The organism is Cobetia amphilecti, from assembly GCF_020217465.1.
Taxonomy (GTDB): Bacteria; Pseudomonadota; Gammaproteobacteria; order Pseudomonadales; family Halomonadaceae; genus Cobetia; species Cobetia amphilecti.
In genome coordinates this window covers 2,650,308-2,666,555 of record NZ_CP084115.1, presented here as the reverse complement: position 1 = coordinate 2,666,555, position 16,248 = coordinate 2,650,308, and the positions used below count along the sequence as shown (strand labels likewise).

General features: G+C 59.3%; 18 protein-coding genes. 8 read left to right on the top strand and 10 right to left on the bottom strand.

Annotated elements, in window-relative coordinates:
* Nucleotides 1-26: 26 nt before the first annotated feature.
* The gene (locus LCW13_RS11225; RefSeq protein ID WP_225346913.1) at nucleotides 27-323 is read left to right on the top strand and encodes a DUF6447 family protein; all 297 of its coding nucleotides are present in this window, start codon (nucleotides 27-29) and stop codon (nucleotides 321-323) included.
* Nucleotides 324-439: 116 nt separating this feature from the next.
* Nucleotides 440-1,360: an SH3 domain-containing protein gene (locus tag LCW13_RS11220; protein ID WP_225346912.1), complete on the top strand. Its 921-nt coding sequence runs from the start codon at nucleotides 440-442 to the stop codon at nucleotides 1,358-1,360.
* Nucleotides 1,361-2,236: 876 nt separating this feature from the next.
* Here the strand turns inward: LCW13_RS11220 and LCW13_RS11215 are convergent.
* The 8 genes from LCW13_RS11215 to LCW13_RS11180 all read right to left on the bottom strand — a co-directional run bounded on the left by LCW13_RS11215 (nucleotide 2,237) and on the right by LCW13_RS11180 (nucleotide 7,440).
* A complete protein-coding gene (locus LCW13_RS11215; RefSeq protein WP_225346911.1) occupies nucleotides 2,237-2,701 on the bottom strand; it encodes an RES family NAD+ phosphorylase in 465 nt (154 codons plus the stop codon).
* Nucleotides 2,698-3,150, bottom strand: a complete 453-nt coding sequence (gene parS / locus LCW13_RS11210) for a type II RES/Xre toxin-antitoxin system antitoxin (RefSeq protein WP_225346910.1) — start codon at nucleotides 3,148-3,150, stop codon at nucleotides 2,698-2,700. The genes LCW13_RS11215 and parS overlap by 4 nt, the downstream gene beginning before the upstream one ends.
* Nucleotides 3,151-3,182: 32 nt before the next feature.
* Nucleotides 3,183-3,365, bottom strand: coding sequence for a hypothetical protein (locus LCW13_RS11205; RefSeq protein WP_225346909.1), 183 nt, complete (start codon nucleotides 3,363-3,365; stop codon nucleotides 3,183-3,185).
* Nucleotides 3,366-3,451: 86 nt separating this feature from the next.
* Nucleotides 3,452-4,423, bottom strand: coding sequence for a methylenetetrahydrofolate reductase (locus LCW13_RS11200; protein WP_225346908.1), 972 nt, complete (start codon nucleotides 4,421-4,423; stop codon nucleotides 3,452-3,454).
* Nucleotides 4,420-4,884 (bottom strand): methylenetetrahydrofolate reductase C-terminal domain-containing protein, encoded by a 465-nt coding sequence (locus LCW13_RS11195; RefSeq protein WP_225346907.1) that lies wholly within the window; start codon nucleotides 4,882-4,884, stop codon nucleotides 4,420-4,422. Before LCW13_RS11195 ends, LCW13_RS11200 begins: the two co-directional genes overlap by 4 nt.
* Nucleotides 4,885-5,621: 737 nt before the next feature.
* Nucleotides 5,622-6,071: a GNAT family N-acetyltransferase gene (locus LCW13_RS11190; protein ID WP_225346906.1), complete on the bottom strand. Its 450-nt coding sequence runs from the start codon at nucleotides 6,069-6,071 to the stop codon at nucleotides 5,622-5,624.
* Between the two features lie 49 nt (nucleotides 6,072-6,120).
* Nucleotides 6,121-6,324 (bottom strand): hypothetical protein, encoded by a 204-nt coding sequence (locus LCW13_RS11185; protein ID WP_225346905.1) that lies wholly within the window; start codon nucleotides 6,322-6,324, stop codon nucleotides 6,121-6,123.
* A gap of 234 nt (nucleotides 6,325-6,558) precedes the next feature.
* On the bottom strand, nucleotides 6,559-7,440 hold the full coding sequence (locus tag LCW13_RS11180; protein WP_225346904.1) for a LysR family transcriptional regulator: 882 nt from the start codon (nucleotides 7,438-7,440) through the stop codon (nucleotides 6,559-6,561).
* A 114-nt stretch (nucleotides 7,441-7,554) separates the two neighbouring features.
* Here LCW13_RS11180 and LCW13_RS11175 point away from each other — a divergent pair, with 114 nt between their 5' ends.
* The 6 genes from LCW13_RS11175 to LCW13_RS11150 all read left to right on the top strand — a co-directional run bounded on the left by LCW13_RS11175 (nucleotide 7,555) and on the right by LCW13_RS11150 (nucleotide 14,837).
* Nucleotides 7,555-9,021, top strand: a complete 1,467-nt coding sequence (locus LCW13_RS11175; RefSeq protein WP_225346903.1) for an aldehyde dehydrogenase family protein — start codon at nucleotides 7,555-7,557, stop codon at nucleotides 9,019-9,021.
* A 9-nt stretch (nucleotides 9,022-9,030) separates the two neighbouring features.
* Nucleotides 9,031-10,032, top strand: a complete 1,002-nt coding sequence (locus tag LCW13_RS11170) for a dipeptidase (protein ID WP_225346902.1) — start codon at nucleotides 9,031-9,033, stop codon at nucleotides 10,030-10,032.
* Nucleotides 10,033-10,151: 119 nt separating this feature from the next.
* The gene (locus LCW13_RS11165) at nucleotides 10,152-11,768 is read left to right on the top strand and encodes a BCCT family transporter (protein ID WP_175089541.1); all 1,617 of its coding nucleotides are present in this window, start codon (nucleotides 10,152-10,154) and stop codon (nucleotides 11,766-11,768) included.
* Nucleotide 11,769: 1 nt separating this feature from the next.
* Nucleotides 11,770-13,569, top strand: a complete 1,800-nt coding sequence (locus tag LCW13_RS11160) for a hypothetical protein (protein WP_225346901.1) — start codon at nucleotides 11,770-11,772, stop codon at nucleotides 13,567-13,569.
* Entirely contained in the window at nucleotides 13,566-14,354 is a 789-nt protein-coding gene (locus tag LCW13_RS11155; RefSeq protein WP_225346900.1) for a DUF3726 domain-containing protein, read from the top strand. The genes LCW13_RS11160 and LCW13_RS11155 overlap by 4 nt, the downstream gene beginning before the upstream one ends.
* A 99-nt stretch (nucleotides 14,355-14,453) precedes the next feature.
* Nucleotides 14,454-14,837 carry a RidA family protein gene (locus tag LCW13_RS11150; protein ID WP_077373927.1) on the top strand — a complete coding sequence of 128 codons (384 nt, stop codon included), beginning with the start codon at nucleotides 14,454-14,456 and terminating at the stop codon, nucleotides 14,835-14,837.
* 167 nt (nucleotides 14,838-15,004) lie between these two features.
* Here the strand turns inward: LCW13_RS11150 and LCW13_RS11145 are convergent, their stop codons facing one another.
* Both LCW13_RS11145 and cydB read right to left on the bottom strand, forming a co-directional pair.
* Nucleotides 15,005-15,217: a DUF2474 domain-containing protein gene (locus tag LCW13_RS11145; protein ID WP_153636156.1), complete on the bottom strand. Its 213-nt coding sequence runs from the start codon at nucleotides 15,215-15,217 to the stop codon at nucleotides 15,005-15,007.
* An 11-nt stretch (nucleotides 15,218-15,228) separates the two neighbouring features.
* Nucleotides 15,229-16,236 (bottom strand): cytochrome d ubiquinol oxidase subunit II, encoded by a 1,008-nt coding sequence (gene cydB / locus LCW13_RS11140; protein WP_153636155.1) that lies wholly within the window; start codon nucleotides 16,234-16,236, stop codon nucleotides 15,229-15,231.
* Between the last annotated feature and the right edge of the window lie 12 nt (nucleotides 16,237-16,248).

Below are 16,248 nucleotides of genomic sequence, written 5' to 3'. Positions count from 1 at the left end.
TGACAGAGAATTACTAGGATAGAACAATGAGCGAGCGACGTACTAGTCAGCTGAACAGTATGTATATCGAGTCGCATGGCGAAAAAGAAGCCGTGGTTTCTAATAAGCAAGAGCGAGGTTATAAGTCATCGGTCACTATCGATGGGGTCACTTATACTTTGGAGAGCTTGGGAGACCAGGGGCATGAACAGCTGCAGAATCTCCGGGTTACCGACCAAGAAATTCGTCGGTTGGAGGACCAGCTAGCGATCATGCAGACTGCTCGCAATACCTATGCTCGGATACTAAGTGATATGGTTAAGAACGTGGCACCACAGGCGTGATTCGATAACAATGAGCGCCAATTGAACTGTTGCATGCTGCATTATCTTCTGACACATGCAGCATGCTTCTGACGCGACGCGTTTTCTTTCGTTCTGTTAACCATGGCTATTGATTCATGAGAGCAAAGTTCTTCCTAGGAATGGTGCTGCTGGCCGCTAGCACGCTGGCATATGCTGATTACGGTGCTGGTTTGGCTGAGTTTCGACAGAGAAACTTCGCTTCGGCGGCGTATGAGTGGAGAAAAGCCGCAGAACAGGGCGAGGGACGATCACAGTTTGCGTTAGGCCAGTTGTTTGAGAATGGAACCGGCGTTCGGAAAAGCCTGAGCAAGGCCTATAAGTGGTATCGGCTTTCGGCTGGTAATGATGTGCTCGATGCTCAAGTAAAGCTTGCCGAATTGTATTTGAGTGGGAAAGTTGATGGGCGTGACGCAGCGGATGCCGTGGAGTGGCTGGAGCGTGCTGCACAGTCCGGGCATGCCGGTGCTCAGTTCCAGTTAGGGTTAATGTATCTAGAAGGTTTTGGCGTCGAGGAGGATGCGGTCGTAGCGGCACGCTGGTTTAAGCAGGCGGCTGATCAGGGGCATATTCGAGCTCAGAACAATATCGGTAGCCTCTACGAAAATGGGCGCGGAGTCGAGCAGGATTTTTCTCGTGCCTTCGATTACTTCAGTCAGGCGGCTAGGCAGGGTGATGCTATGGCACAGAATAATCTGGGGGCCCTCTATGCCCGGGGGCGTGGTGTAGAAGCTAATCAGGCTTGGGCGGTATTTTGGTTTGCCACTGCATCGCGCAATGGAAATGATATGGCTAAGACGAATATTCAGCCCAGCTTATCGAGACTCCAGAATAAGAAGATCGCTGGAGCACGTGTGAACATTCGATCAGCCCCTGGAACTGATAATACTAGGCTAGCGCAGCTGGCTCGAGGAGCTGATGTGTATGTTTTGGGAGAAAGCGAGGGCTGGAGTCAAATTTATTTTGAGGAAGAGGGTGAGCCTGCCTTGGGCTGGGTAGCCACGCGATTGATTTACTAAGCAATGAAAATAACTAGCTATTCAGGTGGCTGTTGCTGAGATATTGCTAACCACCTGATTTTTCTGTGCTCCTCGACTCCGCAAGGGGTAGCGTCATCATGTTGGAAGGGCAACGTCCCCTCTCTATTGCTGTACAGTAAGACAGTGTCAGAGGGGGCGAAGGAGCGAGGCAATAGCGCTCCTGACAAAAAAGGGCGACACACGGCTTCCCCGGTCAAAGGAAAGTACTGACACGGAGCGGCCCCATCAAGGGCTGGGCGATGCTATACCTGATGAAGTGTACTTCTCTCAATCACTGACCCAGGCGGCCTGACGCCGATGATGACCTGATCCGAGCTTAGGCGACCCGTCAGGTGGTCCAAAGGATGGGGTCCACTTCAGATAGAGGTTGATCCCTCCGAGCATTCCGAAGCCAAGCAGGCCTTGGTTGACTGGATCATCGCCCGTTTCGATGTTCCTGAGCCTGTCATGGAGGTAGCACCAGATAGGTCATGCTGAAATGAGGCGGCTGCATTAGGGCCGCTGAGAGAAGCGTTTGGCAAGGGGCGTTGCCTTATTGCAGCATATCGCCGTTGAGCTTTTGGCTCTCACCAAGTAAGTATCACCACTTCCGACTATTTATTGGGCATCGAGATGGGGCTATCCCTGCGCCTGAGTATTCTGTTCTGAAAGGATCAGGCGTAGGGGGCTTACGACATGCCACTTCGTGGTTGGATAGGGGGGGGCATTTTCTGCGGAAAGGCTCTACTTCCATGGCACGATAGAAGTAGCTGGCTCAGGGGGTGAGGGAGCGAGGCAATAGCGCTTCTGACAGAAAGAAAGAGCAACACACGGCTTTCCCGGTCACAGGGAAGCGCTGACACTGAGGGGCGGGTGCTACAGTCGACGATCTGGAGTGAAATCTACCTCTTCGGCATTCTGGGCCAGCGCCAGAAAATCGGGGTGCTCTGGATTAACGAGGTAGTTCGTTTCTCGGGGCGCGACCACACTCGGAACCGCCAGAACTAGGCTCGACTGTCCCTCAAGCCAGTCGTCACCGATCTCGGCTGTGGAAGGTGGCGCCGGCTCAGCTCGCCAATCTGCTGGCAGAACGTCCTCCGGGAGCTGCATTAGCACCTCTTGTCGGAATGTCACCTCCAGGAGCGCATACTCCTTCAGCAGTTGGTTGTCTTCCAGATGAACCATCACCTCGAGCATGGCCAATGACTCTGTGCTCGCGAGGTACACACAGGCCTTACCTTTGCTGTTCCAGCGCCCGCCGTACAGCCGAGCCCCTTCCCCATCAAAGGCTGTCTTTAGCCACTTCCGCTTAACGAGCCGATAACCGCGCACCACAGTCATGCAAAGACGCCATGCTCAAGCCGGCCGATCAGATCTAGAACGGCTTCAGCGCCAGCAGTGGTAGCCACCATCTCGACCGGTCGACGGCCCCCCAGCCCACGCACGGGGCTGAGCAACCATTCTTTCGCCTTCGCCTTGTCGCCTTCGAACAAGTCCATCGCGCTCTTGTACACCTCAGCGAAACGGTAAAGCCGATCGCCCTCGGCAGGTTTGAAGTAGCCAGTATCGGCACGACGCTTCAGGGTTGCCGGAGGAATGACCACATACCGTGCCAGCTCCTTGCTCTCAAGCCCGGAGGCCTCGGTGAGCTTGGTATAGACTTTGTACGAGATGCCGGCACTCAGCGCTTCATGCAGTTTGGCTCCACGCGAGGGGAGACCCAGAGCCCTCCAGAAGTCGTCCTTCCGAGCGGTTGGTTTTGGGCGATACTCTTTGATAGCGGCTTGCATAGCTCTCTCCCGTGACTTCATCTGATACCTCTTCAGGGTATCAGATGATTCATTTGACAGCATCTCGTATCGTTTATCGGCTTCCTGAGGTAGTACTGGCCATAGGCCAAAACCTGAACAGACATCAGACAGAAGAACACGAACGCCGCCACCAGCCTCGCCGACGCGATATCGACAAGGGTGCCCGGGCGGATATCAATCTTGTTGTTGGTCATCACCCTGTCATTGCTTCCTGAAGTGTGACGCTATCAATCACAGGCTAGCGGGTTTATGGAGAAGGGGTTGGGCGAGGTTCGGGTGTTTATGATTTACTCGCTCCTAGAATGCCCGCGCGCTTCACGATCTCGGGCACGAAGGCCTCCTGACGATGCGCCATGATATGCACGCCGCTCACGCCTTCGATCTCACGTAATTGCTGGATCAATTCGATGCAGATATCCCGGCCCTCCGCCTTCTGATCCCTGGCCCCTTCCAAGCGCTTGAGTACGTCATCCGGGATATGCACGCCGGGAACATGGCGGCGCATCCACTCGGCGGTGCGTGCCGAGGCCAGCGGGCCGACGCCGGGCAGGATGAAGCATTTCTCCAACAGCCCCAGATCACGGGCACGATGCATGAAGTCCTGAAAGCGCGGCAGGTCGAAGCAGTATTGTGTCTGGATGAACTGGGCGCCGGCGGCAATCTTCTTGGCCAGACGATGAGGGCGAAACGCGAAGGGCGGGGCGAAGGGGTTGGCGGCGGCGCCCAGAAATACCTGGGGCGCTGAGGTCAGTGTTCGCCCGCTGGCGAAGACGTGCTTGTCACGCAGCCCGGCGACGATTTCCAGCAGTGATAGAGAGTCGAGATCGAACACCGGCTTGGCCTCGGGGTGATCCCCGACCTGCACGCCATCCCCGGTCAGACACAGCAGGTTGCGGATGCCCAGCGCCGTAGCCCCCAGTACATCGCCCTGGATGGCGATGCGGTTTCTGTCACGACACGAGATCTGCATCACCGTCTCATGGCCTTCGCGGGCCAGCAGGGCACACATCGCCACGCTCGACATATGGCAGTTGGCGCCCGAGCCATCGGTGGCGTTCATGGCATCCACATGGCCGGCAAACAGCTGCGCGCGCGCATGCACTTCCTGTGGATCGGCCGAGTCGGGCGGTGCCAGCTCGGCGGTGACGGCAAACTGACCGCTGCGAAGTACTCGCTCCAGGCGACCGACGTTGCCAGCGTCCTCGGCAGGTGGCAGTTGGGTGTTGTCGGGGATAGTGAGTCTGGAAGTCATTTCAGGCTCTCTCGGCGTTCAGCGGCTTGCCGGGCCACGCGCAACCAAGATGAGGAGCCCTGCAGGCGATGGTCCACCGGCAACTGCACGATCTGGATCGCATCGCTGTCCTTCATCCGCTGGCTGCCTTCCCAGGCTTCCACCCACACGCAGCGCGTGTCCGGTTCGACTTCACAGTTGCCATTCTGCATGACACCGCCGCAGGGGCCGTTGCGCAGGTGCTTGGGGCAGTTCATTGAGCAGGACATGCCGGTCGAACTCAGAATGCACTGGCCACACATCTGACAGTCAAACAGCAAGCCCTTGCAGGCTTGCTCCAGTCTGGCGACGGGCTTCTCGGCGCGTGCGTAACCGACGGACTTCCACAGCGGCTGCAGTTTGATGATCACCGGCTCGACGGCCTGATAGGTGAGCTCCAGCAGTCGCGCGTGACGTGCGGCCCACAGACGAATCGAATACACGCATGCCTCCTGTCAAAGCCTGGCGGGGGTAACGCCCTGGGCGTTTCGGAGCGCTATCTTCGCATGGCCGCCACCCGGGACGACATCCCGTGGGCGACAGCGTCACTATCGAAAGGCGCAGGCCAAGGCGCAGGCGACGGGCCATGAAAGAGTCATTGTTCGACGGCGAGGCTTTCAATGATGAAGCTTTCCATGGCCTGCGTCGCCGATGACAAGCTGGCGCCTTAGCGGCGGATCAGGCCTACTTCGCGACTGTCCCGCGGTTCGGCGAGTTAGATGGACCGCAGGCGTTCATTTTCCTGCGGAAACGCCAGGCGGGGCAGCGCCGTGCCCCCATTCCGGCGACCAGCGTGGCTGTCAACGAAATCATGTTGGAGATATGAAGGGCATGCATCTCGAGCAGTGACTCGGCCACCGTGCCCTCCGGCTGTCGAACCGTCGGCGATGACGAAGGCTTGCTGCCGCTTGGTCATGTGGAAATCGAGCTTCATCGCTCGCCGAGCCATGTCAACGATGCGTTGAGTGACTTCTGCGATTACCTGGAAGCCATCGTCACCGGCAAGCGTCACCGGCAAGCGTCACCGGCAAGGGCAAGCGTGAGGAAGTCGAGGCATTGGAGGCATGTCCTCAAGGAAACCCTCAGACTATCGCTGATACAGGTGCCGCGTCAGTGCGTGAGGCAGCGATTGCTGATTGAGTAATAGTGACATTGCTTCGAACAGGTTGGACTGGCGAGCCTATAGCATTTTCTGGAACACGATCTTGCTGGCCTCAGGCGTGCCAGCATCTTCATATGCGCAGACCTGATAGCCCGCCGAGACAAGCAATTTGAGCATGGCGGGATATCGTTTCATTGATTTGACCCGGATACGTTGGTAACCCTGCTCACGTGCCCAGCGTTCCTGTGCCTCTCGTAGGCGAGTGGCTATCCCTGTCTGGCGGTGATCAGGCAGTACGCCATCCAGCCAGCTGTAAAACTCTTCTGAATTCAGCGCATACCCAGCCTTGTAGGCAATCGGCAGCTGTTGTCGATAGGCCACAAGAATCAGGCTGCAGGAAGGCGCAGAGCCATTCAGCAGTCGGCTTGCCACACGCCCCAGGGTGGCCCTTTCGGTGAACTCCGGGATACGTGCATTGAGGTACACGATATCGGTAGGCGTGCCCGGGCGGATGTCGATCTCGTTCATGGTGCTCCGGCTGTGCATGTTATCTAAAGGCTCGCTGGTCCCGTCACGCTCAACCAATGGACCCTGTAGTGTCCAGCGGAGGTTGCGGCATGTATGGCCTACGCGCCCCCAGAATGCCCACGCGCTGGATGATCTCGGGCACGAAGGCCTCCTGGCGATGCGCCATGATATGCACGCCGCTAACGCCCTCAATCTCACGCAATGGCTGGATCATCTCGATGCAGGTGTCCCGGCCCTCCACCGTCTGATCCATGGTCCCCTTCCGTCTCGACGGCCTGATAGGTGAGCTCCAGCAGTCGCGCGTGACGTGCGGCCCACAGACGAATCGAATACACGCATGCCTCCTGTCAAAACCTGACGGGGGTAACGCCCTGGGCGTTTCAAAGCGCTATCTTCGCACGGCCGCCACCCGGGCCGACATCCCGTGGGCGACAGGGTCACCATCGAATGGCGCAGGCCACGGCTCGGGCGGCGGGACATGAAGGGCTCATTGTCCGGCGCCGAGGCTTTCTATGATGAAGCTCTCCATGGCCTGCGCCGCCGGCGACAAGCTGGCGCCCTTGCGGCGAATCAGGCCCACTTCGCGACTGACTCGCGGTTCAGCGAGCTCAATGAATCGCAGGCGCTCATATTCCTGCGGAAACGCCAGGCGGGGCAGCGTCGTGACCCCCATCCCGGCGACCAGCGTGGCTGTCAGCGAAATCATGTTGGAAATATACAAGGCATGCATTTCGAGCAGTGACTTGGCCGCCGTGCCCTGCAACAGCCGCGAGGTGCCATTGCCGATCAGGGATTCTGTCTCCAGTGCTTGCCATGTCAGAGTCTGGCGCTCGGCCAGGGGGTGATCGTCACGGCAGACCACGCCGACTTCGTCATGAAACAACGGATGAAAGAGCAATTCTTCCTCCAACCCCCACAGGCTGGTGATGCCGATGTCGACCTGACCGCTGATGACCTGCTCGCGAACGAAATCGGCGTTGCCATCGTGGAGGCCGACCTTTATTCCCGGATAGCGACTGACGAACTCGGAGAGCAGTTTCGGCATCAGTCGGCTGGCCACTGACGGCACTACTGCCATGTCCAGTTGGCCTGCCTCCTTGGCGGCGCGCGCCTGTAGTTCCCGGCTCAGACGATCATGCTGATTGATCAGCTCCCGAAAGCGCGGCACGCAGTAGCTGCCATAGGGGGTCAGGGTCGCCTTGGCACCCTTCTCGAACAACGCCTCCCCCAGGCGGTTTTCCAGCTCGCGGATGGCCATCGACAGGGCCGGCTGGGTGCGATGCAGATAACGAGAAGCAGCGTGAAAACCGCCGTGATCCACCACTGCCAAGACATAGCGCAGCGGCGTGATCTTCAGCTCTGCGACCATCGCGTCGATCCTCTTCAGAGTGGTAAGGGAAATTTATCATAGGGTATTTATTATTGATTATCTTTATCCCTCTGGTCCTCCTAATCTGTTGTCACCGCGTTCAAGGAGGTTCACATGTCACACCACACCACTACCGCCACTCACGACGCTGTTCACGATCTCTACATCGATGGTCAGTGGGTCGCAGGTCAGGGCAGCATCGCCAATCTCAATCCGTCCGATACCCGCGATGTCATCGGCCATTATGCGCAGGCCAGTGTCGATAAGGTTGCCGATGCCATCCAGGCGGCCAAGCGTGGCCAGGCACAATGGGCCCAGTCAGGTCTCGAGCAACGTTATTCCGTGTTGATGGCCATCGGCGATGAGCTGATCGCCCGCAAGACGGAGCTGGGTGAGCTGCTGGCGCGTGAAGAGGGCAAGACCCTGGCGGAGGGAGTGGGTGAGGTTCATCGCTCCGGGCAGTTCTTCCATTACTACGGTGCCGAAGTCTTGCGCCAGATTGATGAGCGCGCAGACTCGGTGCGTCCTGGCGTTGAGGTCGAGGTCCGTCGGGAGCCCGTTGGTGTCGTCGGTGTGATCAGCCCCTGGAATTTCCCGATGGCGACAGCGGTCTGGAAGATTGCGCCTGCGCTGGCCTTCGGCAACGCGGTCGTCTTCAAGCCGGCCAATCTGGTCCCTGCGAGCGCATGGGCGCTGACCGAAATCATTCATCGCCAGTCACTCCCGGCAGGCACTTTCAATTTGGTGATGGGCCCGGGCAGCAGCATCGGGGATGAACTGATCTCCAGCCCCGACATTCATGCCCTGTCCTTCACCGGCTCTCTGGAAGTGGGTCGTCGAGTGGCGGCGGCCACTGCTGCCAATCTGGTCAAGTGCCAGCTGGAAATGGGCTCCAAGAACGCCCTGATCATCGCCGATGATGCCGACATGGAGCTGGCCGTCGAGGCAGCCTTCAATGGTGCCTACTCAGGCACCGGCCAGAAATGCACGGCATCTTCGCGGCTGATCGTGATGGAATCGGTCCATGACGAGTTCGTGGAAAAGCTGACTCAGCGCCTGTCTCAGGTCCGCGTCGGTCACGCGTTGGAAGAGGGCGTGCACATGGGGCCGGCCGTCGATGCCAAGCAGCTCGAGTCCAACCTGTCCTGGGTGCAGCGCGCCCAGCAAGAGGGGGCAACGCTGGTCTGTGGCGGCGAGCGTGTGGAGTGCGCCACCGACGGCTACTTCATGAGCCCGGCGCTGCTGGTAAATACCACCAACGACATGGCCATCAATCGCGAGGAGATCTTCGGTCCGATCGCCTGCGTCATCAAGGTGAGCGACGCAGAAGAGGCCATCGATGTGCTCAATGACACACACTTCGGGCTCACGGCGGGCATCATCACCAACTCCCTGAAACTGGCCAGCAGCTTCAAGGCGCGTGCCGAGACCGGCTGCGTGATGGTCAATCTGCCGACGGCGGGGACGGATTACCACGTGCCCTTCGGTGGTCGCAAGGCTTCAAGCTTCGGGCCTCGTGAGCAGGGGCGATACGCGCGCGAGTTCTACACCGTCGTGAAGACCTGCTACATCAAGGCGTGAGGAGGCCCCATGTCAAAGACAATGCTGACGATCGATGGCCTGCAGTATTCCAACTGGTCACGCGAGATATTCGAGCAGATGCGAGAAGGGGGGCTGGACGCCGTACACGCCACTCTCGTGTACCACGAGACGACGCGAGAGACCTTGTCGCGTCTTGGCGAGTGGAATCGACGTTTCGAGGCCTGGCCTGATCTGATCATGCCCGTGCATGTGCCGCAGGATATCGCGGTTGCGCAAGCCAGCGGTCGTGTCGGCATCATTCTGGGGGCGCAGAACTGCTCGCCCATCGAGGACGATATCGACATGGTCGAGGTGATGCGTGACCTCGGATTGATGATCATGCAGCTGACCTACAACAACCAGAGTCTGCTGGCCTGCGGGTGTTATGAGGCACAAGACAGCGGGATCACTCGCTTCGGACGTCAGGTGATCCGTGAGATGAATCGCGTCGGCATGGTCATCGACATGTCGCACAGCGCAGAGCGCTCCACGCTCGAGGCGATCGAGATATCCGAGCGCCCTGTGATCATTTCCCACGCCAACCCGGAAAGCTTCCATCCGGCAAGGCGCAACAAGTCCGACAAGGTGCTCAAGGCCATCGCGGAGAGTGATGGGCTGCTGGGGTTCTCGGCGTATCCCTTCCATCTGCGCAATGGCTCCGACTGCACTCTGACCGAGTACTGCGAAATGATCGCCAGAACCGCAGACCTGATGGGCATCGAACACCTGGGAATCGGCACCGACCTGTGTCAGAACCAGCCGGTGTCCATTCTTGAGTGGATGCGCAATGGTCGCTGGTCCAAGGACATGGACTACGGCGAAGGCAGTGCCAGCAACGCTGACTGGCCGCGTCCATTGTCCTGGCTGCGAGACAGTCGTGACTTCCCCAACCTGATTGCCGGTTTGCGCAAGGTAGGCATGTCCGAGGACGAAGTGGCCGGCATCATGGGCAAGAACTGGGTCGCACTCCTCGAGCGCGCCGCGACCCGTCAGGAGACCACGCCTGCCTGATCGCCGTAACGCTATGCCATGGCACCTGTGCCGAGCCAGGAATCCTCAGGGTATCGCTCGGCAACCAACAACCATAATAAATGCCTGCCAATGACGAGAGCTCGTCAGAGGAATGCCACATGACTTCATCTCGCAAGACCACGACGGCTGCCACGTCGGATGCGTTACCGGAAGGTCAGTACCGCTTTGGCGACCCTGTCGTACTGACCTGCAGCATCGGCTTCATTCTGCTGTTCGTCGGCCTGTCCCTGTTTGATCTTGAGGGGGTCGCGCAAGCCATCAGTGCCGGCTTTGCCTGGACTGCCAGAACACTGGGCAGCTACTTCCAGATTCTGTTGCTGCTCACCTTCTTCATTGCTTTGGGGCTGACCGCGACGCCCGCGGCCAGTGCCCGTATCGGTGGCACGCGAACGCCTGAGCTATCCACCTTCAAGTGGGTGTCGATCATCATGTGCACCTTGCTGGCGGGAGGCGGAGTCTTCTTCGCTGCCGGCGAACCGGTGTACCACTTCCTGGTGACGCCGCCTGCCTTTGATACCGAGCCGGGCACTGCGAGCGCCATTGCGCCTGCACTGGCGCAATCCTTCATGCACTGGGGCTTTCTTGCCTGGGCCATCCTGGGCAGCCTGACTGCCATCGTGCTGGCGCATGCCCATTACGACAAGGGCCAGCCCCTGCAGCCGAGAACGCTGCTGTATCCCGTCTTCGGCGAGAAGATCATGAAGGGCAAGCTGGGGGGCGTGGTGGATGCCATGTGCGTCATCGCCGTGGTGGCGGGAACGGTGGGCCCCATCGGTTTTCTGGCCACCCAGGTTAGTTTCGGCCTGCATGAACTCTTTGGCGTGACCAATGACTATTCGACGCAGCTGAGCGTGCTGGTAGTGCTTGGGGTGATCTATGTCACTTCGGCCGTGACTGGCATCGACAAGGGCATCCAGATCATGTCGCGCTTCAACGTCTTCCTGGCGCTGGGTGTGGCGGCGGTGATCTTCGTCTTCGGGCCGACCCTGTTCATGGTCAATGCCTTCACTCAGGGCTTTGGCGAGTATCTGAGCTCGTTCTTCACCATGTCGACCATGACGGCACAGAGCGCTCCAGACTGGTGGATGCAGTGGTGGACCGTGTTCTTCTTTGCCTGGTTCCTCGGCTATGGCCCGCTGATGGCGATCTTCGTGGCGCGCATTTCCAAGGGCAGAACCATCCGCCAGATGATCCTGACCGTTGCCGTACTGGCGCCCCTGGCGACCGCTGTCTGGTTCACGCTACTGGGCGGGGCGGGCATCTTCTATCAGTTCACCGGCGTGATCGACCTCACCGAAGCGCTCAACAACTTCCAGTTCGATGTCGCGACCCTCACCGTGGCGCAGGCATTGCCGGGCGGAACCGCAATGGCAGCTGCCATCCTGACGCTGACCACCATCTTCGTCGCCACCACTGGTGACTCGATGAGCTACGCGATCGCCGTCGTCAGTGCCGGACACGATGATCCAAGCCCGCTGGTGCGTGCCTTCTGGGGCATCAGCATGGCGTTGATGGCTGCGATACTCCTCTATATGGGCGCCGGCCAGATCAGTGCACTTCAGCAGTTCATCGTCATCACGGCCATCCCTGTCTCGCTGGTACTGTTGCCCTCATTGTGGACAGGACCCCAATCAGCCTTCGCGATGGCACGTGCGCAGGGAATCACCAGCCAGCGGTCAGCCATGCCGGCCCCGGAACACGAAGGAGAGCGTTGATATGTCGCGCAATCACCAGGGCGCACGCCTCTCATCCACCGAGCAGCGGCTTCGGCTGCGGGCACCGGACGATGTGATGCAGCTGGAGCGCCTCGGCAGCCTGCATGCTAGTCGTCTGAGTTTCGTGAGAAGTCTGGTGCGCCAGATGGCACATGAAAAATGGAAGATCACCACGACCCGCTTCGAACTGGATGCTCTCGGTCACGGTGTGGCGATCTACTGCCTGCAGACGCCCAGCAAGCGCTATCACGGCGTCATATTTTCCCAGGCGCTTGAGGATTCCGCACGCTCTGACCGCGTCATCGCCGAGGCATGGGATGTCACCTTCGGTGTCGTGGAGGGTGATGTGGATGATGCGCTTCTCGAGCAGATGGCGGCCAATGTGCCGTTGCAGGAGGCCGGACGCCAGCATCCCAGACTGCTGGTCCTGTCGCGTGCCAATCGCAGCTTGCGTAACTTCGCAAGCTTCCTGAAGGCTCTGAGTGCAGGCCAGCAACCTGATCCTGAGTGGCTGACCCGGGTCGGCTATCTGTATCGGACCACGGCCGTCTACGGCAATGGCAAGTTCGGCATCGCGGATTATGATCGCCTCAAGGACAACGCGGATTTCCATCGCCCCTTTTCTGCCCAGATGCTGGGCGTCTACCTGCTGCGTCATTTCTCGATCCAGCAGATAGAGCACATGGCCCATGCCCAGGCCCCCGAGACCGCCGCACCTCTGGCAACCCCATTGAAGCGTTATCTGGGCATTGGCAACTCCACTGGCCTCGGAATGGCGCCGTTCCTGATCAATCATCCCCAGCTGGTACAGCGCTGGGTGGAAAGCCGAGAACTGGCGCTTGCCGAAGTGACGGCACAGGTGCCGGGAGAGCAGGAGCGTTCACGTCTGCTGGCTCTCCTCAAGCGCGCCGAGACCCATCTTCGCCAGACGGTCACGGATGATCACGAGCAGACCTTGCGCAACCAGGCCACGGTGGCGTCCTTGCCTGAGCTGATGACCTGGCTCGAGCTTGTGCCGCTGTCGCCGGAGCTCTGGCAGGAGTTGATCGACTGGAGCCACCAGCAGCATGGGCTCGAAGCCCAGGAGCTGGTGAATACCCTCTTGCTGGAACTGTACCCGAGCATCGTCGACCGCTATGAGGACCTGATGGCGGTGGAGGAAAGTCTGGAGCTGACCCCGGACATGCCACTGGTTCACCTCAAGCAGGTGATCGAAACGCACTACGACTGGGCGTTGCGCTTCGATTTTTCACTTCCCGAGAATCGTCACTGGTTCTGGTATCGCTCGGTCGAGAAGGAGGAGCCTCGTCTGGGGGTCCGCGACAGGGAGGCGGGCGCCGACAAGGAAATGAAACTGGCGATTGCCCCGCGCGTCGCGGATACCCATGCGGCGATCAGTCAGTACCTGGAAGACCACCCTCGTGCCTTGGTGGTGGAATTCCTCATCCATTGCCCACGTCACAAGGATATCGTGCGCCGCATCCAGAGCATGGCCAACACCAGCTTTGGCGAGATACGCGCCAACCTGTGGGCGCGGGACATGAAGCCCATGCACCTGTTGCGGACCAAGCTCTCGTTCTTCGGTGCCAGCCGTTTCGACCCGAAGTCTGATCGTTGGGTGCGTATCACGCTCTTCCAGGGGGCGCCGTTGGTGGAGGAACTCAACGCCGAGCCAGAGGATCCTGTCGCGTTTGATGATTGGAGCTTCCCGCTGGCACCGCAGCTTGCAAGCACGACGAGGCCAGAGATGACCGCCGATCCTCGGCAGGGCAACACCACGACAGTGGGAGGGATGTCATGAAGGTCTCCTACAACGAGCTTCACGGACTGTGTCGCAAGGCCTTTCAGGCGATGGGGTTCGAAGACGGTGACGCCGGTGATGCCGCCGACATGGTGGCCTGGATGCAGCTCTATGAGCTGGAAGGGCTGGCGGCGCTCAATCGCGGACTGCGTTTCTTGCTGGAGGACACCGAGGAGCGTCCGCCGGAAATTGTCTATGCCGATGGAGACCTCGCAGTACTCGATAGTCACGGCCACAGCGTATTGAAGAGCTCATCGCTGGCGTTGGAACTCGGTTTCGCCAAGGCCCGTGCGCGTGGCCTCGCTGTCATCAAGATCCAGCATTGCCACAATCGGCAGCTGATCATGGGCTATCTGGCGCGTCTTGCGGGGCGTGGCATGAATGTTACCGCCTTCTGGCGCAACGCCCAGGATGTGGATGAGGCGATCGGCTGCCCCATGATCGAGCAGGTCGTGGGTTTCAGGGCCAACAGCTCGGTCCCCGAGATACGGGTCTATGCCGTGCGTGAAGTGCCAGAAGAGAATGAGCCCAATAACGGCATCACCCTAGTGATGGCCAACCATGTCGATCTGCTGCCATCCCTTCGCTCCGACTATGACGTTGACCTGCTGGCCTGTCATGAAGAGTCGAAGCTGCTTGCCTGTCGCCAACGAGCCATGCAGGAAGGGATCGAGGTGGATGACGAACTCTGGTCACGCCTGAAAGCGCTCTCGACACGCCTGCTGGTCGAGGCAACGGAAGATTCTCGCAGTGGTGCCGGCGCCGGTATCACCGACAACGACTGACCTCTCGCTTCTCAATACGCCCCAACATTCCATGATTCGCCGCTCTTGCGCCGGCGAGTCATGGAGTGCACCTATCGAAAGATATTCGAGGAATAACCCATGGTTCATCCCGTCAAGACTGATCTGTTTGCCTCTCGTGCGCCCCTGTCATGGGCGAGTGTCGGCAATGGCATCCTGTTCACTGCGCAGATTCCAATCGACGCCGCTGGCAATGTCGTGGAGGGGGGAATTGCGGCTCAGACCCGCCAGACGCTGGATAATCTGATTCATACACTGGAATGCGCCGGTGGTGACGCTTCCTCGCTGACCCAGGTGCTGATCTATGTGACTGATCGCGAGCACCTGGCGACGGTCAATGGCATCTATGCTGAGTACGTGCGTGAGCCGTATCCCAATCGGGCTGCCATCATCGTCTCCGGGTTTGCACGCGAAGAGATGCTGGTGGAGATGGTCGCCTATGCCGCACTGGAGGTTGATGTCTAAAGCCTCCGGGATTCGGGCGAGGAAGTGACCCGTCACGTTTGTGCCCTGCATTGACAGGTCATTGTGGCCCATCGGTTCATCAAGCCATCAGGCCAACAAGAAAGACGCCGAAGCATTCGCTGCTCCGGCGTCTTTTTGTGTCTACGTGATGTCTTCTTTCGCTGCTGTCAGGGCGTAAGGCCCGCGGCCTGCATGAAGCGGCGCAGTGCCAGAGAGACGAGTCCCAGCGCGCTGACGCTGCCTCCCCAGATCACCACCAGCCAGCCGATCTTGCTGAGCCAGCTGGCTGGGCGCGCGGGCGTCCCGGATGGCTCGTCGTCGAGTCTGGTTATGGGGGCATGCAGTGGCGCTGAATGTGTCTCGCGAGTCGGGGATGTCATGTCAGCACCTCTCAATGGTAGCCATCGGTATGACGGACCTTGCCCTTGAACACGAAGTAGCTCCACGCCGTGTACACCAGGATGATCGGCAGGATGAAGAGCGTGCCGACGAGGGCAAAGCCCTGGCTTTGTGGCGGAGAGGCCGCTTCCCAGATCGTCACGTGACCGGGAATGATGTCAGGCCACATGCTGATGCCGAAACCGCTGTAGCCCAGGAAGATCAGGACCAGCACCAGCAGGAAAGGCTGGGCATGATATTCAAAGGCGACAGCGCGGATCAGCGCATAACCGGCCAGCACTACCAGCACTGGCACCGGCAGGAACCAGAACAGCTGCGGCAGTGTGAACCAGCGCTCGGCGATGGCGGGGTGCGCCAGCGGAGTCCACAGACTGACGGCCGCGATCATGATCAATACCCACAGTGTCAGTGGGCGCGTCAGGGAAAACATGCGTGCCTGGAGAATGCCTTCGGTCTTCATGATCAACCAGGTGCTGCCGAGAAGCGCATAGGTGAACAGTAGCGCCACACCACAGAACAGCGGGAAGGGGGACAGCCAGTCCAGCGAACCGCCGCTAAAGTGTCCCCCATCGAAGGCGATGCCCTGGATGTAGCCTCCCAGTGCGACACCTTGACTGAAGGTGGCCAGTACAGAGCCGCCCACGAAGGCCTTGTCCCACCAATGGCGACTCGCGTCCGAGGCCTTGAAGCGGAATTCGAAGGCGACGCCGCGGAAGATGAGGCCGATCAACATGGCGACAAGAGGAATGCTTAGGGCTTCCAGCAAGACGGCGTAGGCCAGTGGGAAGGCCGCAAATAGCCCGGCCCCGCCCAGGACCAGCCATGTCTCGTTTCCATCCCACACGGGGGCCACGGTGTTCATCATCACATCGCGGTCCACCTTGTCCTCCACCCACGGAAAAAGAATGCCGATACCCAGGTCAAAGCCATCCATGATCACGTACATCATCAGGCCGAACAGGATGATGCCCGCCCAGATGACAGAAAGGTCGATACCCATAGCGTTCATCGC